Genomic DNA, 17,762 nt, shown 5'->3' with positions numbered 1-17,762 from the left:
TTCCCCTGCGGTCACTCTTGCGGGATGACCCGCAGGGAGAGTTCCATCAGCTGGTCCGAGGCAGGCACGGAAGGCGCCTGCATCATCAGGTCCTCGGCGCGCTGGTTCATCGGGAACATGATGACCTCGCGGATGTTCTGCTCGTCCGCCAGCAACATCACGATCCGGTCGATGCCCGCCGCGCAGCCACCGTGCGGCGGGGCGCCGTAGTGGAAGGCCTGGAAGAGCGCGCCAAAGCGGTTCTTCACCTCTTCCTCGCCGTAGCCCGCCAGTTCGAAGGCCTTGAGCATGATCTCGGGCTTGTGGTTCCGGATTGCGCCCGACACCAGCTCGTAGCCGTTGCAGGCCAGGTCATACTGGTAGCCGCGCACGTCGAGCGGATCGCCCATCAGCGCCTCCATGCCGCCCTGCGGCATCGAGAAGGGGTTGTGCTCGAAGTCGATCTCGCCGGTCTCGTCGTCCTTCTCGTAGATCGGGAAGTCGACGATCCAGGCGAAAGCGAAGCGGTCCGTCTCGGTCAGGCCCAGCTCGGCACCGATCACGTCGCGCGCCTTGCCCGCCACGCGCTCGAAGCTCGAGGGCTTGCCGCCGAGGAAGAAGGCGGCGTCACCGACGTCGAGCCCAAGCTGCTGACGGATCGCCTCGGTGCGCTCCGGACCGATGTTCTTGGCGAGCGGGCCGGCGGCCTCGATGCCCTCGCCCTGGTCGCGCCAGAAGATGTAGCCCATGCCAGGCAGACCCTCTTTCTGGGCAAAGGCGTTCATCCGGTCGCAGAACTTGCGCGATCCGCCGGTGGGCGCGGGGATGGCGCGGACCTCGGTACCCTCCTGCTCGAGCAGCTTGGCGAAAATCGCGAAGCCAGAGCCGCGGAAGTGCTCGGAGCAGTCCTGCATCTTGATCGGGTTGCGCAGGTCGGGCTTGTCGGTGCCGTACCACTTGGCCGCGTCGCGGTAGGAGATCTGCGGCCATTCGCCGGGCGCATCGACCTTCCGGCCACCGCCGAACTCTTCGAAGATGCCCGCGATCACCGGCGAGATGGTGTCGAAGACGTCCTGCTGCTCGACGAAGCTCATTTCCATGTCGAGCTGGTAGAAGTCGGTCGGCGAGCGGTCGGCGCGCGGATCCTCGTCACGGAAGCAGGGCGCGATCTGGAAATACTTGTCGAAGCCCGACACCATGATCAGCTGCTTGAACTGCTGGGGGGCCTGCGGCAGCGCGTAGAACTTGCCCGGGTGCAGGCGCGACGGCACGAGGAAGTCGCGCGCGCCCTCGGGCGAGGAGGCGGTGATGATCGGCGTCTGGAACTCGCGGAAGCTCTTGTCCCACATGCGGCGGCGGATCGAGGCGACCACATCCGAGCGCAGGGTCATGTTGCGCTGCATGCTCTCGCGGCGCAGGTCGAGGTAGCGATAGCGCAGGCGGGTCTCTTCGGGGTATTCCTGCTCGCCGAAGACCATCAGCGGCAGCTCGTTCGACGCGCCAAGCACCTCGATGCCGCGCACGAAGACTTCAATCTCACCGGTCGGCAGCTTGGGGTTCACCAGCTCGGGGTCGCGGGCCTTCACCTCGCCGTCGATGCGGATGCACCACTCCGAGCGCACCTTTTCGACCTCCGCGAAGGCGGCGCTGTCGGGGTCGCACAGGACTTGCGTGATGCCGTAATGGTCGCGCAGGTCGATAAAGAGAATGCCGCCGTGATCGCGGATGCGGTTCACCCAGCCGGAGAGACGCACGGTCTCGCCGACATTGGCCTTGGTCAGATCTGCGCAGGTATGGCTGCGATAGGCATGCATGGCTCTTGCCCTTCGGAAACTGCTGGAAAGTTAGGCGCCGATACACCGCTAGAGCCGCGGGAAGTCAAGGGAGGCCCACGGTATTTGCCATATTTCGTTCATGTTGTAACGTCTGGGAACCTTTTTGCGATTCAGGGCGTTTTTACCCGTTTTTTGCACTTCACGCAGTTAAGGGGGGCCGGCATGTGGCAGACCTTGCTCGAACGGATATTGAAAAGACTCATTGTCGAAGGGCGCTTGCGGGTCACCTGGCCTGACGGCACCTGTCGTGATTACGGACCCGGAGCCGGTCCGGAGGCCGAGGTCACGCTCACCGAGGACAGCATCATCGGCGAGCTTTGTACGAACCCTGTGCTGGCGCTCGGCGAGGGGTACATGGACGGCAGAATCGACTGCCCGCCGCACCGGCTCTACGCTTTCGTCGCTCTGCTGGTGCGCAATCAGCAGTCGGGCAAGATGCCCAGCTGGTTCTCGGCCATGGACAGGATGCGCGTCGCGCTGCGTGGCATCGAGCAGCGCAACAACCCGCTTCGCTCGCAGACCAACGTGCAGCACCATTACGACATCTCGGATGATCTTTACCGGCTCTTCCTGGACAAGGACATGCAGTATTCCTGCGCCTATTTCACCGATCCGGGCATTTCCCTCGAGGCCGCGCAGAAGGCCAAGAAGGACCATATCGCGCACAAGCTGCTGCTCAAGCCCGGGATGAGGGTGCTCGACATCGGCTGCGGCTGGGGTGGCATGGCGCTGACGCTGGCGCGCGACTACGGCGTGCATGTGACCGGGGTGACCCTGTCCGAGAACCAGCTCGCCACCGCCAGGCGCCGCGCCGAGGAAGCCGGGCTCGCCGACAAGACCGACTTCCGTCTGCTCGACTATCGCAAGATCGCGAACCGCTTCGATCGGGTGGTCTCGGTCGGGATGCTCGAACACGTGGGCTTCCCGCACCTGCGCGAGTATTTCGCCAAGGTGCAGGAGGTGCTCGCGCCGGACGGCGTCGCGCTCATTCACACCATCGGGCACACCGCCCCGCCCGCGCCGACCTCGCCCTGGCTCGACAAATACATCTTCCCCGGCGGCTACGTTCCCAGCCTCTCGGAAGTGTCCGCCGCGGTCGAGAAGTCCGGCCTTTGGGCCACCGATGTCGAAGTGCTGCGTGGTCATTACGGGCCGACGCTGAACCATTGGCGCCGCCGCTTCGAGGCAGCGCTGCCGAAGGTCCGCGACCTGGGTTACGACGAGCGGTTCATCCGCATGTGGCGCCTCTACCTCGTGGTCTGCGAGGCGGCCTTCGAGGAAACCCGGCAGGGCGTTTTCCACGTGCAGCTGTCGCACAAGCAGTACGCCGTGCCGACCACCCGGGACTATCTCTACGGGGACCGCGAACAGGAAATGCTGCACGCCGCGCAATAGGGGCGCGCAGCCGAACGGCTCACCCACCCGGGCCGCCCCCTCGGCCCGGCGCTTGCTGTTGAAATTCGGGCAAGACTCCGTGACCCTTGGGCAACGTGGCGTCACGCTCCGGCCACGCCGCTGTCACGTCGCTGTCGCCGCCATTTGCTTTGCAGAGGAAAACAAGGCGGATCTGGGGTTGCGTGGGCAAAGCTTCTGTCTATAACGCACGACAATTTGCGGGGAGCGGCGACTCCGTCGCGCGCTGCCCCCTGCCCGACCGCGACTGACATCACATGAAGGTGCCCCATGCCTAAAAGAACCGATATCAAATCCATCATGATCATCGGGGCGGGGCCCATCATCATCGGGCAAGCCTGCGAATTCGACTACTCCGGCGCCCAGGCCTGCAAGGCGCTCCGGGAAGAAGGCTACCGGGTCATCCTGGTGAACTCGAACCCGGCCACCATCATGACCGATCCCGAGCTCGCCGATGCGACTTATATCGAGCCGATCACCCCTGAGGTCGTTGCCAAGATCATCGAGAAGGAGCGCCCCGACGCGCTGCTGCCGACCATGGGCGGCCAGACCGGCCTCAACACTTCGCTGAAGCTCGAGGAAATGGGCGTGCTCGAGAAATTCGGTGTCGAGATGATCGGCGCCAAGCGCGACGCCATCGAGATGGCCGAGGACCGCGCCCTGTTCCGCGAGGCGATGGACCGCATCGGGCTCGAGAACCCGCGCGCGACCATCGTCACCGCGCCGAAGAAGGCGAACGGCAAGGCCGACCTCGACGCCGGCGTGGCCATCGCGCTTGAGGCGCTGGAAGACATCGGCCTTCCGGCGATCATCCGCCCCGCCTTTACCCTCGGCGGCACCGGCGGCGGCGTGGCCTACAACCGCGAAGACTATATGCATTATTGCCGCTCGGGCATGGATGCCTCGCCGGTGAACCAGATCCTCGTCGACGAGTCGCTGCTCGGTTGGAAAGAGTATGAAATGGAAGTCGTCCGCGACAAGGCGGACAACGCGATCATCGTCTGCGCCATCGAGAACGTCGATCCCATGGGCGTGCACACCGGCGACTCGATCACCGTGGCTCCGGCGCTGACCCTGACCGACAAGGAATACCAGATCATGCGCAACGGCTCGATCGCCGTGCTGCGCGAGATCGGGGTCGAGACCGGCGGCTCCAACGTGCAATGGGCGGTGAACCCCGACAACGGCCGCATGGTTGTCATCGAGATGAACCCGCGCGTTTCGCGCTCCTCGGCGCTGGCGTCCAAGGCCACCGGCTTCCCGATCGCCAAGATCGCCGCGAAGCTGGCCGTGGGCTATACGCTCGACGAGCTCGACAATGACATCACCAAGGTGACCCCGGCGTCGTTCGAGCCGACCATCGATTATGTCGTCACCAAGATCCCGAAATTCGCTTTCGAGAAGTTCCCCGGCTCCGAGCCGCATCTCACCACCGCGATGAAGTCGGTGGGCGAGGCGATGGCCATCGGCCGCACCATCCACGAATCGCTGCAAAAGGCACTGGCGTCGATGGAATCCGGCCTGACCGGCTTCGACGAGGTGGAAATCCCCGGCGCGCCTGAGAAATCGGCGGTCATCAAGGCCATCGGCCAGCAGACCCCGGACCGGATGCGCACCATCGCGCAGGCGATGCGCCACGGTCTGACCGATGACGAAATCCACGGCGTGACCATGTTCGACCCGTGGTTCCTTGCCCGCATTCGCGAGATCGTCGAGGCCGAGGAGCAGGTCCGCGAGAACGGCCTGCCGACCGACGCCGAGGGCCTGCGCGCGCTGAAGATCATGGGCTTCACCGACGCCCGCCTCGCCAAGCTGACCGGCTTTGCCGAGAAGGACGTGCGCAAGCGCCGCACCGACCTCGGCGTCGTCGCCAGCTTCAAGCGCATCGACACCTGCGCCGCCGAGTTCGAGGCGCAGACGCCCTACATGTACTCGACCTACGAGATGCCGATGATGGGCGAGGTCGAATGCGAGGCGCGTCCCTCGGACCGCAAGAAGGTGGTGATCCTCGGCGGCGGGCCCAACCGCATCGGCCAGGGCATCGAGTTCGACTACTGCTGCTGCCACGCCTGCTTTGCGCTGACCAAGGCCGGCTACGAGACCATCATGGTCAACTGCAACCCCGAGACCGTGTCGACCGACTACGACACCTCGGACCGCCTGTACTTCGAGCCGCTGACCTTCGAGCACGTGATGGAGATCCTGCGCGTCGAGCAGGACAACGGCACGCTGCACGGCGTCATCGTGCAGTTCGGCGGCCAGACCCCGCTGAAGCTGGCAAACGCGCTCGAGGCCGAGGGCATCCCGATCCTCGGCACCACGCCCGACGCGATCGACCTCGCCGAGGACCGCGAGCGTTTCCAGGCGCTGGTCAACCAGCTTGGCCTCAAGCAGCCGCGCAACGGCATCGCCTCGACCGACGCGCAGGCGCTGGCCATCGCCGACGAGATCGGCTTCCCGCTGGTGATCCGCCCCTCCTACGTGCTGGGCGGCCGGGCGATGGAGATCGTCCGCGACATGGCCCACCTCGAGCGCTACATCGCCGAGGCTGTCGTGGTCTCGGGTGACAGCCCGGTGCTGCTCGACAGCTACCTGTCGGGCGCGACCGAGCTTGACGTCGATGCGCTTTGCGACGGCACCGACGTGCACGTCGCGGGCATCATGCAGCACATCGAGGAAGCCGGCGTCCACTCGGGCGACAGTGCCTGCTCGCTGCCGCCCTTCTCGCTCTCGGACGAGATCATCGCCCAGATCAAGGAGCAGACCGTGGCGCTGGCCAAGGCGCTCAACGTGGTCGGCCTTATGAACGTGCAGTTCGCGATCAAGAAGAACGAGCAGGGCGAGGAGGAAATCTACCTCATCGAGGTGAACCCGCGTGCCTCGCGCACCGTGCCCTTCGTCGCCAAGGCCACCGACAGCGCGATCGCCTCGATCGCCGCGCGGATCATGGCGGGCGAGAAGCTCTCGGCCTTCCCGCTGCGCGCACCCTACCCCGAGAACGCCGACTACGACACCGCGCTGCCGCTGGCGGACCCGATGACGCTGGCCGATCCGAACATGCCGTGGTTCTCGGTCAAGGAAGCCGTGCTGCCCTTCGCCCGCTTCCCGGGCGTCGACACGATCCTCGGGCCGGAAATGCGCTCGACCGGTGAAGTCATGGGCTGGGACCGCTCGTTCCCGCGCGCCTTCCTCAAGGCACAGATGGGCGCGGGCACGCATCTGCCCGAAGAGGGCGCGGTGTTCATCTCGATCCGCGACCAGGACAAGACCCCGCAGATGGTCGAGGCGGCGCAGATCCTGTCGGACCTCGGCTTCAAGATCCTCGCCACCGTCGGCACGGCCAAGTTCCTCGAAGAGGCCGGGATCACCTGCGAGGTGGTCAAGAAGGTCTACGAGGGCCGTCCCAACGTCGTCGACCTGCTGAAGGATGGCGGTGTGCAGCTGGTGCTGAACACCACCGAGGGCGCGGCGTCGATCTCGGACAGCAGCGCCATCCGCTCGGTCGCGCTCTACGACAAGATCCCCTATTTCACCACCGCTGCCGGCGCCCATGCCGCCGCGCAGGCGATGCAGGCGCGCGAAGAGGGCGACCTGGTGGTCAAGCCGCTGCAGGCCTAAGCCTACGGCATCGTAAACGGGAAGGGGCGGGAAATTTTCCCGCCCCTTTTCCTTTGAGACCCATGCGCGACCACCCGTACCGCCCGCAGCCAAGGCGAGCCCGCGTCGCCTACACCCCCAGAAACCGCTCCGCCACTTCACCCTTCACCTCGGCGAACACCCCGTCCCAGACGGAGCGCCCGCGCTCGAGGATCACCGCGCGGTCAGCGACCTGCGCCAGCTCCGACAGCGCCTTGTCGACAACGAGGATCGACAGGCCGCTCTCGCGCTTGAGCACCCCCAGCGCGTCCCAGATTTCCTGACGCACCAGTGGGGCGAGCCCTTCGGTCGCCTCGTCCAGCACCAAGAGCCGCGGGTTGGTCATCAAGGCCCGGCCGATGGCCAGCATCTGCTGCTCGCCACCCGAGAGCGTGCCCGACACCTGCGTGCGGCGCTCCGCCAGCCGGGGGAACAGCGCCTCGACCCGCGCCTGGTCCCACGGACCCGGGCGGGCGGCGGCGATAAGGTTCTCGGTCACCGTAAGATCGCGGAAGCACCGGCGTCCCTCGGGCACCAGCCCGACCCCCAGCCGCGCCACCCTGTGCGAGGGAAGCTTGCCGATGTCCTGCCCGGCAAAGCGCCGGACACCCCCGGCCGCCATCATCCCGCTGAGGCAGCGGACAGTGGTGCTCTTGCCCATGCCATTGCGGCCCATGAGCGCCAGAACCTCGCCCTCGGCAATTTCCAGAGAGACGCCGAAAAGCGCTTGGGACGCGCCGTAGGAGGCGGTCAGGTCGTGCAGTTCCAGAAGGCTCATTCGGCATCTCCAAGGTAGGCGTCGCGCACCTCCGGGCTGCGCCGAATCTCGTCTACCGTACCGGTGGCGATGATCCGCCCGTAGACGAGCACCGAGATCCGGTCGGCCAGCGCGAAGACGGCATCCATGTCGTGCTCGATGAGCAGGATCGGCGCCTCGGTCCGCAGCCGGTCGAGGATGCCGGTGAGCTGCTGCGAGCCCTCGCCGCCGAGACCGGCCATTGGCTCGTCCATCAGGAAGGCCCTCGGCTGCAGCGTCAGCGCGACCGCGACCTCGAGCTGGCGGCGCTGGCCGTGGCTCAGCTCGCTCACCACGGTGGCGGCGTGGTCCGCCAATCCCATGCGGTCCAGCGCGGCCATGGCCCGGTCGCGCAATTCCGCGCGCTTCAGCGCAGGCCGAAAGAAGCGATATGGCGACGCGGTCGCCCCGAGCGCGCCCAGCACCGCGTTCTGCAGTACCGTGTCCTCCATCGCCAGCGCCGAGACCTGAAAGGTCCGCGCCAGACCCATGCGGGCGCGGGCCATGGTGCTGAGGCCGGTGACATCCTTGCCGAGGAAATGCACGGTGCCTTCGTCCGGCGCGATATTGCCCGAGAGCTGCTTGATCATCGTCGACTTGCCGGCGCCGTTGGGACCGATCACCGCGTGGATCTCGCCGGGGCGCAGGTCGAGCGTGATGCCGTCCGAAGCGCGCAGCGCGCCGTAGGTCTTCACCAACCCGCGGGTTTCGAGAATGGCGTCAGTCATGGGCGCGCTCCCGTCCCGCGATCAGCCCGACCAGGCCGCCGCGTGCAAAGAGCACCACGGCGAGCAGCAGAACCCCGAGCCATATGTGCCAGTATTCCGACATGTCGCCGAGCCAATGCTCGAGCATCACGAAGACCGCTGCCCCGACCACCGGGCCGAACAGCCGTCCGACGCCGCCGAGGATGATGAAGACCATGATCTCTCCCGAGGTCTGCCAGCTGAACATCGTCGGGCTGACGAAGCGGTTGAGATCGGCGAAGAGCGCGCCCGCAAGGCCGGTGATCGCGCCCGAGATGACGAAGCCCACCAGCCGCAGCCGCTTGGGGTCGAGCCCCACCGCCTGCGCCCGGTCCGGACTCTGCCGCGCTGCGCCGAGCGCCAGCCCGAAGGGGCTGCGCGCCAGCAGGTGCGCGCCCAGCAGCACAAGGCACAGCACCGCGTAGCACAGGCCGAAGAACTGGATCGGGTCGAGCGTGTTGAGCCCCGGGAAGCCGTTGCGCACGTAGATCGACATGCCGTCCTCGCCGCCGTAGCGGCTCCAGGAGATCGAGAAGAAGTAGAACATCTGCCCAAAGGCGAGCGTGATCATGATGAAGTAGACGCCCGAGGTCCGCAGCGCCAGCAGCCCGATCAGCAACGCGACCAGCGCCGAGGCCAGCACCGCCACCAGCCAAATGACCGGCATCGAGGTCGAGCCCTCGAAGAGGAAAGGCCATTCAAACATCGGCTCGTAGTTCTGCACATGGCTGGCGAGGATCCCCATGGCGTAACCGCCGATGCCGAAGAAGGTGGCGTGGCCGAGGCTCACCAACCCGCCGAGGCCAAGCGCGATGTTCAGCCCCACGGCGGCCAGCGCAAGGATCGCGGCCCGGGTCGCAAGGGTGATGGTGAAGGGCTCGCCCATCAAATGCGCGGCCAGCGGCACGAGGCCAAGCGCCAGCAGCACCACCGCCCCCAGAAGACGTTCGCGGCTCATGATTTCGCTCCGAATAGTCCGGTCGGCTTCCAGACGAGCACGGCCGCCATCAGCACATAGATCGCCATTGACGCCAGCGCCGCGCCGGTCTGGGTGGCGGCGGCAGGGTCCATGAAGAGGCCGAAGAGTTGCGGCAGGAAGATACCACCGAGCGTGTCGGTAAGACCGACCAGCAGCGCGCCGACCAGCGCCCCCTCGATCGAGCCGATGCCGCCGATGACGATCACCACGAAGGCAAGGATCAGCACCGGCTCGCCCATGCCCACCTGCACCGACTGGATGGCCCCAACGAGCGCGCCGGCCAGCCCTGCCAGCGCCGCGCCGAGTGCGAAGACCAGCGTGTAGAGCCGGGCGATGTCGACGCCGAGCGCGGCAATCATCTCACGGTCGTTCTCGCCGGCGCGGATGCGGATGCCGAGCCGCGTGCGGGCGATCAGCCAGAACAGCAGCGCGGCCACGACAAGGCCCATGCCGATGATGAAGAGCCGGTAGAGCGGATACTGGATGCCCCCCGGCAGGGTGACCGGCCCCGAGAGCGCCTCGGGGATGTCGAGATAGAGGGGAAAGGAGCCGAAGATCCAGCGCGTGCCTTCCGAGAAGATCAGGATCAGCGCGAAAGTGGCCAGCACCTGGTCGAGGTGATCGCGGTCGTAGAGCCTGCGGATCACCAGCCGCTCGACAAGCGCGCCCGCGGCGGCGGCGGCGGCCAGCGCCGCGACCAGTGCCAGCAGGAAGGAGCCGGTTACGGCGGCAGTTGCGGCCGCGGCAAAGGCGCCGATCATGTAGAGCGAGCCGTGGGCGAGGTTGATCAGCCCCATGACGCCGAAGATCAGCGTCAGCCCGGCGGCCATGAGGAACAGCATCACGCCCGATTGCAGGCCGTTGAGGACCTGCTCGGCGATGAGGATGGGGGTCATTCTGTGGTCCGTCTCAATTCAGCAGCGGGGCATCGCCCGCGTTGCCCGACCCTCGGGCCGGGATGGAACGCGGCCCTCCAAGCATCTGCTCGGAGGGCCGCACCCGTCTGAATTACATCTTGCACTCGTCCTCGTAGGCGTGGCCACGATCCTCGATCGCCGTGCCGACGATCTTGTTGGTGAGGATGTCGCCTTCCTTGATCACCTCGCGGACGTAGATGTCCTGGATCGGGTGATGGCTGGCCGAAAACTCGAAGTCACCGCGGACCGAGGCGAAATCGGCCTCTTCCAGCGCAGCGCGGAAGGCGTCCTTGTCACCGATGTCGGCCTTGTCCATCGCCGAGAGCAGCAGCAGCGCGGTGTCGTAGCCCTGCGCCGAGTAGAGCGAGGGCAGGCGGTCGTACTTGGCGAGATAGGCCTCGACGAAATGGGCGTTGGACTCGTTCTCGAGGTCCTTGTTCCACTGCGAGGTGTTCTTCACGCCGAGCGCCGCATCGCCCACCGCCTGCAGGATGTTCTGGTCGAAGGAGAAGGCCGGACCCACCAGCGGGAGGTCGACGCCGCTGTCGGCATATTGCTTGAGGAAGGAGATCCCCATGCCGCCGGGCAGGAAGAAGAAGACGCTGTCGGCGCCCGAAGCGCGGATCTGCGCGATTTCGGCGGCGTAATCGGTCTGGCCGAGCTTGGTGTAGATCTCGCCGGCCAGTTCGCCCTCGAAGAAGCGCTTGAAGCCATTGAGCGAGTCCTTCCCGGCCGGATAGTTCGGCGCAAGGATGAAAGTGTTCTTGAAGTCGGCGCTGGTGGCATAGGCGCCCGCCGCCTCATGCAGGTTGTCGTTCTGGTAGGAGACCGAGAAGTAGTTGGGGTTGCAGCCCTTGCCGGCCAGTTGCGCCGGGGCGGCGTTGGTCGACAGGTAGAACAGGCCCTGCGCGGTCGCAGAGGGGACCACCGCCATGGCGAGGTTCGACCAGACGATACCGGTCAGCAGGTCGACCTTGTCGGATTGGATCATCCGGTCGGCGATCTGCACGGCGACGTCGGGCTTCTGCTGGTCGTCCTCGACCACCACCTCGAGATCGTCGCGGCCCGCCTCTTCCACCGCCAGCATGAAGCCGTCGCGGGTGTCGATGCCGAGCCCTGCGCCGCCGCCCGAGAGCGTGGTGATGAGCCCGACCTTGACCTCGGCCGTGGCTGCGGAGGCGCAGGCGATGAGCGCCGCAGAGGCGAGAAGTTGTTTGAGCATGAATAACTCCCTGGTTTTCTTCGGGACCGCCTCTTGCGTGCGGTCCGCCGTTTTTTGTGAGCATCAGTCTTCGCCAGACGCACGTGAAATACAATGCAAGAAAAGCCGCTCTGCGGTCTCGCATGATCTTTTCTCGCTGTCGTGAGGTCATCTGCTTGCCAGCAAACCGACGATGCAGGAAGACTTTAAACATGAAAGAGTCCAGACCCGAGATGCAGAGCCCGCCGAAGCTGCGTCTGCGCATTCTCTTCGGCACCGACGCGATGCTCGGCCCCGGCAAGGCCGACCTGCTGGAGCAGATCCGCGAGACCGGCTCGATCGCCGCAGCGGGCCGCGCCATGGCGATGAGCTACAAGCGCGCCTGGAGCCTCGTCGAAGAGATGAACCACGCCTTCCGCGCGCCACTGGTCGACAGCAGCCGTGGCGGTGCCAGGGGCGGCGGCGCGCATCTCACCGAGACAGGCGAGGAAGTTCTGGCCAACTACCGCGCCCTCGAGGAGACCATCGCCGAGGCCGGGGCAGACCGGATCGAGACCCTGCGCGGCCTGCTGCGCGACGCGCCCGTGTCGCCCCCCGATATTCCCGAGGAGAAATAACGCTTGCCCGGGTGGAGCCTGATTGCGATATGTTTCGAAGAACATATCACTTTCCAAGGCTTTTCTCCCATGCCGTTTCCCCGCCTCCTCCGCCCGGCGCTGGCCGCTGCCCTGCTGGCCGCCCTGCCCCTGGCAGCGCAGGCCGAGGAGGTGGTTGTCTTTGCCGCCGCCAGCCTGAAGACCGCCATGGACGAGATCGCCCCCGCCTTCGAGGCGAAAACGGGCCACGAGGTCACCGTCTCGCTCGCCGGCTCCTCGGCGCTGGCGCGGCAGATCCAACAGGGCGCGCCCGCCGGGATCTTCATCTCGGCCAACGAGGAATGGATGGACACTCTGGATGCGGATGGGCTGCTCGAGCCCGGCAGCCGAAGTGACCTGCTGCGCAATTCCATCGTGCTGATCGCCCATGGCGCCGATGCCGCCCCTGTCGCGATCAGCCCCGCTCTCGATCTGCCCGCGCTGCTGGGCGACGGGCGCCTTGCCATGGCGCTGGTCGACGCGGTGCCCGCCGGCATCTATGGCAAGGCGGCGCTCCAGAGCCTCGGCCTCTGGGACTCGGCCCTGCCGCGGGTGGCGCAGGCGGATAATGTACGTGCCGCGCTGGCGTTGGTCTCGACCGGCGAGGCGCCGCTCGGCATCGTCTACGCCACAGATGCCGCCGCCGACAAAAACGTCTCGGTGATCGGCACCTTCCCCGAAGACAGCCATCCGCCCATCGTCTACCCGGTGGCTGAACTGGCCGGGCGGGACGGCGCGGCCGAGACCGCCTTTCTGACCTACCTGCACGGCCCCGAGGCCCGCGCCGCCTTCGGGGCGCAGGGCTTCGAGGTTGTCTCCCAGCCCGGCACCGGCGGCTGAGGCATGGACTGGCTCGGCCCCGAGGAATGGCAGGCGGTGCGGCTCTCGCTGCGGGTCTCCTTCTGGGCCACGCTTTTTGCCCTGCCCCCGGCGCTGCTGGCGACCTATGCGCTGGCGCGCTGGCGCTTTCCGGGCAAGCAGTTGCTCAACGGGCTGGTGCACCTGCCGCTGATCCTGCCGCCGGTGGTCACCGGCTACCTGCTGCTGCTGACCTTCGGCACGCGCGGCCCCGTCGGCTCGGTGTTGCAGCAGATCGGCCTTGTCTTCGCCTTCCGCTGGACCGGGGCGGCGCTGGCTGCGGGGATCATGGCCTTCCCCTTGCTTGTCCGCGCCATGCGCCTGTCGCTCGAATCCGTCGATCCAAAACTTGAACAAGCCGCCGCCACGCTCGGCGCCTCGCGGCTCTGGGTCTTTGTCACGGTGACCTTGCCGCTCATTCTGCCCGGCATCATCGCCGGGGCGGTGCTCGGCTTTGCCAAGGCGATGGGCGAATTCGGCGCCACGATCACCTTCGTGTCGAACATCCCGGGCCAGACCCAGACCCTGCCCTCGGCGATCTACGCCTTCCTGCAGGTGCCCGGCGGAGAAAGCGCCGCGCTGCGGCTTGTGGCGGTCTCTGTCGCGGTCGCCATGTCGGCGCTGCTGCTGTCGGAATGGCTGGCGCGGCGGGCGCAGCGGCGGGTGTCGGGCACGTGACGCTTTCGGTTGACCTGCGCCATCGGTTCGCTGGCTTCGCGCTCGACGCACGCTTCGAGGCTCCCAAGGGGATCACGGTGCTTTTCGGGCGATCGGGCTCGGGCAAGACCACCATCGTCAACGCCGTGGCCGGGCTGCTGCGCCCCGATGCAGGACGGATCGCGGCGGACGATCTGGTGCTTTTCGACACGGCCCGGGGTCTCTGGTTGCCGCCGCACCGGCGCCGCATTGGCTATATCTTCCAAGAGGGGCGACTCTTTCCGCACCTGTCGGTGCGCCAGAACCTGCACTATGGATCGTGGTTCTCGCCGAACCGCGCGACGCCTGAGGACTTTGACCGGGTGGTCGCGATGCTGGGCATCGGCGCGCTGCTCGCGCGCCGCCCCGGCGCGCTGTCGGGAGGCGAGAAGCAGCGCGTCGCCATCGGCCGCGCGCTGCTCTCCTCGCCGCGCATGATCCTCGCCGACGAACCCCTGGCGGCGCTCGACGAGGCCCGCAAATCCGAGATCCTCCCATACTTCGAGCGGCTGCGTGACGAGGCGAAGATCCCCATCCTCTTCGTCAGCCACTCCGCAGCCGAGGTCGCGCGGCTCGCCACGACCGTGGTCGTTCTGGAGGGCGGATGTGTCACCCGTCAGGGTCCGGCGGTCGAGGTTCTGGCCGATCCCGCTGTCACCCCGCTCGGCGCGCGGGCGGCAGGCGCGGTGCTGAGCGCGCGCGTGGCGCGGCACCATGACGACGGGCTGACCGAGCTCGACGCGGGCGGCGCCGCGCTCTTTATCCCGCGGCTCGCGGCGGCGCCGGGCACCCCTGTACGGGTGCGCATCGCCGCGCATGAGGTGATCCTCTCGCGGCAGCGTCCCGAGGGGCTCTCGGCACTGAACATCATCAGCGGCAAGGTGCAGGAAATCCGCGCCGGTGATGGTCCGGGGATGCTGGTCTCGCTGGACACCGCGGCGGGCAGGGTGCTGGCGCGCATCACCCGCCGGTCAGCCCAAGCGCTGGAGCTCGCCCCGGGCACCCCGTGCCACGCGGTGATGAAGACTGTTGCCGTCGCGCCCGAGGATATCGGCGGGCAAGGCCGGGACGCGAGTAAGTGATTGCGGGAAAGACGGGCACCCCCTACGCTCCCCCTACGTAAAGTACGGGTATCGTACCATGGTTCTGCGCGTTGCACCCTTGGCGGACAGAGAATCTGATCTTCCGCCGGTCCGAAAGCTCTTCGTCACCCTGCGCGACGGCATTTCGCGCAACCGGATTCCACCCGGCACGGTGATAGCGCTCTCCGACATCGCCGAAGAGCGGGGCATCTCCTTCGAAACCGTTTCCGCGGCCCTCCTTTTGCTCATCGAAGAAGGCCTTGTAGAGCGTTGCGCGGAAGGTCGGGCGCGGGTGCTTCCGATCTCGGAGACGTGCCTGCGCAACACGGTCTTTCTCCGCGAGCAGGCCGAGGCCGAGATTGTCCGGCGCGTCACCCACAGCGCCGACACCGATTTCCTGAACGATCTGCGCGAGCAAATCCTGCGCCAGAAGCTTGTCGGCATGCGCGGCCCAGGCAATCTGCTGCGGCTCGACGACCGATTCCATCGCACGCTGGCCGAACGCGCGGGGCTGGGATCTCTCTGGCCCTGGCTCGAGGCATGGAAACTCTGCAGCGACCGCCCGCGCTTCACCGTCGAGGGCAGCCTCTCGGCGCCTGACATGATTTGCCAGCACAGTGGCATCGTCGACCGGATCATCATGCGCGACGCCGAAGGCGCGGCCGCGGCGACCCGCTATCACGTGACCGGCGTGCTGCGGCAGCTTCCGGACTACCGCCGGTCCCACCCCGAGCTCTTCCGCGACTGAGCTTGGGTCAGCCCTGCGGCGTCATCCCCGGACGCGCCTTGAACCGCTTCAACCCGAGCGCGCGCTCGCGCAGGATGATGGCGATGCCCGAGGAAATGACGATCGCCGAACCCACGAGCATCAGCACCGTCGGCACCTCGTCGAAGACCAGGTAGCCGATGAGGATCGCGAAGAGGATCGAGGCATAGTCAAAGGGCGCCAGGAGCGCCGCCTCCGCGCCCTTGTAGGCCGAGGTCAGCAGGATTTGCGCCACGCCGCCGATCAGCCCCGAGCTGACCAGCAAGGCCAGGGTGCCCGGCCCAGGCATCACCCAGCCGAAGGGCAGGGTCAGCAGCGACAACACCGTGGTGGTCAGCGAGAAATAGAAGACGATGGCCGAGGTCGCCTCGGTCTGCACCATGCGGCGGATATGGATCTGCACCAGCGCCCGCAGCACCGCCGAGGTCAGCACGAAGCCGATGCCCCAGAGCACCGCCGGGCTCACCTCCGAGACGGTGAGCATCGGCAGCATGATCACCAACACGCCCAGAAGACCGATGAACACCGCCGAGATGCGGAACAGCCCAACCTTCTCGCCCAGCAGCAGCGCCGCGAAGATCACCGTCAGGGGTGGCGCGGCATAGTCGAGCGCGGTGACCTCGGGCAGCGGCAGAAGCCCCAGCGCGGCAAAGCTGAAGGCCATGGCCCCGCCGCCGATGATGCCGCGCAGGAAATGCGCCATCGGACTGGCGACTTTCAGCCCGGTTTTTAACTTGCCCGTCCAGACCAGCCAGCCAAAGATCACCGGGATCGCGAAGAACGAGCGGAAGAACACCGCCTGACCAGTCGGCACCTCGTCGGAGACGGCCTTGATCATGGCGGACATGAAAACGAAGAGCACCACGGAGGTGAGTTTCAGCGCAATGCCGCGCAAGGGGGACATGATGACCTCGGGCGACGCGCCGAAAGAGAAAAATCTCGGGCACACTGGCGCTTGGCCGCGGCAAGGTCAACTGGCCGCGGGGCCCTCTGCCTCGGTGCAGTGGCGGCGGAAGGCGCGCTTGAGCATGTCGAGTTCGGCACGGAGCAGCGACATCTCGGCCCGGATGTCCTCGGCCATGGCCTCGCCCGCGATCAGGGTAAAGCTCTCCAGCAGCGCGCCGCTCGCCGCCTCGGTGATCACGAAGGTCCGCACCCCGTCGCCAACCGCCTCGAGCGGCACCTGCACCTCCAGCGCCCATTGCCCGCGCGTGCCCATCTCGGACAGGGTGACCCCGCGCAACGGTGCTGCGTCGAGCGTGACGCTGATCTCGGGCTGACTCCCGGGCGGGCCCGACAGCAGCCCATGCCAGACGCCTTCGCGGAAGCGGGTCTTGGTGAGTCTGTAGTCGCTCATCTGTCTCTCCGGCTCAGAGCGGCGCCCGCGGGCGACGGCTGAAGGTCAGGTCCCGCAGGATCACCTCGTTCATCTCCGGCCCCTCGAAGATCAGGTCGAGCCACGCGCCGTCGACCCGTTTCTCGTTGAGCCGGGTATAGGCGAGGTCGAACTCGACGGCGATCTCCTCGGCGGTCAGCGGCAGTTCGCGGAGGATCTGCTCGGTGTTCGGCCCGTGGCGGATGTTGAGCCGGGCGAAGATCTCGAGCGGCCTTTCCATCTCGACGATGGTCTGGATCCGGATCAGGTGGCGGCGGCTCAAGCCGGCGCGGGCCTCGGCGGGCAGGTCGACAGCCAGCGACAGATAGGAGCCGCTGAAGCGGAAGACGTCGAGCCGCAGCCCGTAGGGGGCGGCGTCGGCTTCGCGCAGGTTGCGGATCTGGCGCAGGGTGATCTCGGAGCGCGGGCAGTCGTGAAAGAGCTTCGCCTCGGCGCCGACCTGGGCCTTTTGGGGCACAGAGGCGATGCCCGGCAGCGGCATTGGCCCGCTCCAGAGTTCGGGGCGCCACGCCCAGTCCGCATCGGCCGGATGCGGAAAGGGCTGGTTGCCGATCAGCGGCAGCGCCAGCCGCTCTTCGGCCACGTGCAGAAGGTCGTCGAGACGGGCGCGAAGGCGGCGCGCGGCGCTTCGCTGGTTGCGCAGGTCGGACAGGGCCATGCCGGGCGCCTCGGCCGCCAGCCGCGACCAGCGCCGCAGCGATGCCGCCTGCAGCGCCTGCCGCATCCATCCGCCGCCCCATTGCCTTGCCATGCGTCCCCGGTCCTTCGCCCATCCCACGTCGCGCGCTGTTTCGCGCGCGGTCCGGTTCTTATGGCAAATCCCGAAG

The 17,762-nt window shown here is 66.9% G+C and carries 15 protein-coding genes and 1 pseudogene; 7 read left to right on the top strand and 9 right to left on the bottom strand.

Annotated elements, in window-relative coordinates; genetic code table 11:
* Positions 1-11 precede the first annotated feature (11 nt).
* Entirely contained in the window at positions 12-1,793 is a 1,782-nt protein-coding gene (gene aspS, locus G0D83_RS31345; RefSeq protein WP_164198614.1) for an aspartate--tRNA ligase, read from the bottom strand.
* Positions 1,794-1,976: 183 nt separating this feature from the next.
* On the opposite strand from aspS, the gene G0D83_RS31340 reads away from it, so the two are divergent.
* Both G0D83_RS31340 and carB read left to right on the top strand, forming a co-directional pair.
* Positions 1,977-3,209, top strand: coding sequence for a cyclopropane-fatty-acyl-phospholipid synthase family protein (locus tag G0D83_RS31340; protein WP_164198613.1), 1,233 nt, complete (start codon positions 1,977-1,979; stop codon positions 3,207-3,209).
* A gap of 288 nt (positions 3,210-3,497) precedes the next feature.
* Entirely contained in the window at positions 3,498-6,845 is a 3,348-nt protein-coding gene (gene carB, locus G0D83_RS31335; protein ID WP_164198612.1) for a carbamoyl-phosphate synthase large subunit, read from the top strand.
* Positions 6,846-6,954: 109 nt separating this feature from the next.
* Here the strand turns inward: carB and G0D83_RS31330 are convergent, their stop codons facing one another.
* From G0D83_RS31330 to G0D83_RS31310, 5 genes are all read right to left on the bottom strand, one after another.
* A complete protein-coding gene (locus G0D83_RS31330) occupies positions 6,955-7,641 on the bottom strand; it encodes an ABC transporter ATP-binding protein (RefSeq protein ID WP_164198611.1) in 687 nt (228 codons plus the stop codon).
* On the bottom strand, positions 7,638-8,387 hold the full coding sequence (locus G0D83_RS31325) for an ABC transporter ATP-binding protein (protein ID WP_164198610.1): 750 nt from the start codon (positions 8,385-8,387) through the stop codon (positions 7,638-7,640). Before G0D83_RS31325 ends, G0D83_RS31330 begins: the two co-directional genes overlap by 4 nt.
* A complete protein-coding gene (locus tag G0D83_RS31320) occupies positions 8,380-9,363 on the bottom strand; it encodes a branched-chain amino acid ABC transporter permease (RefSeq protein ID WP_164198609.1) in 984 nt (327 codons plus the stop codon). Before G0D83_RS31320 ends, G0D83_RS31325 begins: the two co-directional genes overlap by 8 nt.
* On the bottom strand, positions 9,360-10,280 hold the full coding sequence (locus G0D83_RS31315; protein ID WP_164198608.1) for a branched-chain amino acid ABC transporter permease: 921 nt from the start codon (positions 10,278-10,280) through the stop codon (positions 9,360-9,362). Before G0D83_RS31315 ends, G0D83_RS31320 begins: the two co-directional genes overlap by 4 nt.
* Positions 10,281-10,392: 112 nt before the next feature.
* Positions 10,393-11,523, bottom strand: a complete 1,131-nt coding sequence (locus G0D83_RS31310) for an ABC transporter substrate-binding protein (protein WP_108967366.1) — start codon at positions 11,521-11,523, stop codon at positions 10,393-10,395.
* Between the two features lie 191 nt (positions 11,524-11,714).
* Here G0D83_RS31310 and G0D83_RS31305 point away from each other — a divergent pair, with 191 nt between their 5' ends.
* From G0D83_RS31305 to G0D83_RS31285, 5 genes and pseudogenes are all read left to right on the top strand, one after another.
* Positions 11,715-12,119, top strand: coding sequence for a winged helix-turn-helix domain-containing protein (locus G0D83_RS31305; protein ID WP_235958235.1), 405 nt, complete (start codon positions 11,715-11,717; stop codon positions 12,117-12,119).
* 69 nt (positions 12,120-12,188) lie between these two features.
* A pseudogene (modA, locus tag G0D83_RS31300) lies at positions 12,189-12,959 on the top strand (molybdate ABC transporter substrate-binding protein); the annotation flags it as partial.
* A gap of 21 nt (positions 12,960-12,980) precedes the next feature.
* Positions 12,981-13,673: a molybdate ABC transporter permease subunit gene (gene modB / locus G0D83_RS31295; RefSeq protein WP_164198606.1), complete on the top strand. Its 693-nt coding sequence runs from the start codon at positions 12,981-12,983 to the stop codon at positions 13,671-13,673.
* Positions 13,670-14,773 (top strand): molybdenum ABC transporter ATP-binding protein, encoded by a 1,104-nt coding sequence (gene modC / locus G0D83_RS31290; protein ID WP_370457373.1) that lies wholly within the window; start codon positions 13,670-13,672, stop codon positions 14,771-14,773. Before modB ends, modC begins: the two co-directional genes overlap by 4 nt.
* A gap of 79 nt (positions 14,774-14,852) precedes the next feature.
* Positions 14,853-15,521, top strand: coding sequence for a GntR family transcriptional regulator (locus tag G0D83_RS31285; protein WP_164198604.1), 669 nt, complete (start codon positions 14,853-14,855; stop codon positions 15,519-15,521).
* A gap of 7 nt (positions 15,522-15,528) precedes the next feature.
* On the opposite strand, the gene G0D83_RS31280 is transcribed toward G0D83_RS31285, so the two are convergent.
* The 3 genes from G0D83_RS31280 to G0D83_RS31270 form a co-directional block, all read right to left on the bottom strand.
* Positions 15,529-16,443 carry a DMT family transporter gene (locus G0D83_RS31280; protein WP_108967373.1) on the bottom strand — a complete coding sequence of 305 codons (915 nt, stop codon included), beginning with the start codon at positions 16,441-16,443 and terminating at the stop codon, positions 15,529-15,531.
* A gap of 66 nt (positions 16,444-16,509) precedes the next feature.
* Positions 16,510-16,896: a hypothetical protein gene (locus G0D83_RS31275; protein ID WP_164198603.1), complete on the bottom strand. Its 387-nt coding sequence runs from the start codon at positions 16,894-16,896 to the stop codon at positions 16,510-16,512.
* A gap of 13 nt (positions 16,897-16,909) precedes the next feature.
* Positions 16,910-17,686, bottom strand: coding sequence for a DUF6478 family protein (locus G0D83_RS31270; protein WP_164198602.1), 777 nt, complete (start codon positions 17,684-17,686; stop codon positions 16,910-16,912).
* Between the last annotated feature and the right edge of the window lie 76 nt (positions 17,687-17,762).

It is taken from the genome of Salipiger sp. PrR003 (assembly GCF_010500785.1).
GTDB classification, from domain to species: Bacteria; Pseudomonadota; Alphaproteobacteria; order Rhodobacterales; family Rhodobacteraceae; genus Salipiger; species Salipiger pacificus_A.
Note: the sequence above shows the minus strand (reverse complement) of the source record. Positions and strands in the feature narration are given on the sequence as shown.

Excerpts from the sequence above, each read along its gene's own strand:
- G0D83_RS31270 (WP_164198602.1), bottom strand. The coding sequence starts at position 17,686 with ATGGCAAGGCAATGGGGCGGCGGATGGATGCGGCAGGCGCTGCAGGCG.
- G0D83_RS31325 (WP_164198610.1), bottom strand. The coding sequence starts at position 8,387 with ATGACTGACGCCATTCTCGAAACCCGCGGGTTGGTGAAGACCTACGGC.
- G0D83_RS31315 (WP_164198608.1), bottom strand. The coding sequence starts at position 10,280 with ATGACCCCCATCCTCATCGCCGAGCAGGTCCTCAACGGCCTGCAATCG.
- G0D83_RS31305 (WP_235958235.1), top strand. The coding sequence starts at position 11,715 with ATGAAAGAGTCCAGACCCGAGATGCAGAGCCCGCCGAAGCTGCGTCTG.
- aspS (WP_164198614.1), bottom strand. The coding sequence starts at position 1,793 with ATGCATGCCTATCGCAGCCATACCTGCGCAGATCTGACCAAGGCCAAT.
- G0D83_RS31330 (WP_164198611.1), bottom strand. The coding sequence starts at position 7,641 with ATGAGCCTTCTGGAACTGCACGACCTGACCGCCTCCTACGGCGCGTCC.
- G0D83_RS31280 (WP_108967373.1), bottom strand. The coding sequence starts at position 16,443 with ATGTCCCCCTTGCGCGGCATTGCGCTGAAACTCACCTCCGTGGTGCTC.
- G0D83_RS31310 (WP_108967366.1), bottom strand. The coding sequence starts at position 11,523 with ATGCTCAAACAACTTCTCGCCTCTGCGGCGCTCATCGCCTGCGCCTCC.
- G0D83_RS31320 (WP_164198609.1), bottom strand. The coding sequence starts at position 9,363 with ATGAGCCGCGAACGTCTTCTGGGGGCGGTGGTGCTGCTGGCGCTTGGC.
- G0D83_RS31275 (WP_164198603.1), bottom strand. The coding sequence starts at position 16,896 with ATGAGCGACTACAGACTCACCAAGACCCGCTTCCGCGAAGGCGTCTGG.
- modB (WP_164198606.1), top strand. The coding sequence starts at position 12,981 with ATGGACTGGCTCGGCCCCGAGGAATGGCAGGCGGTGCGGCTCTCGCTG.
- G0D83_RS31340 (WP_164198613.1), top strand. The coding sequence starts at position 1,977 with ATGTGGCAGACCTTGCTCGAACGGATATTGAAAAGACTCATTGTCGAA.
- carB (WP_164198612.1), top strand. The coding sequence starts at position 3,498 with ATGCCTAAAAGAACCGATATCAAATCCATCATGATCATCGGGGCGGGG.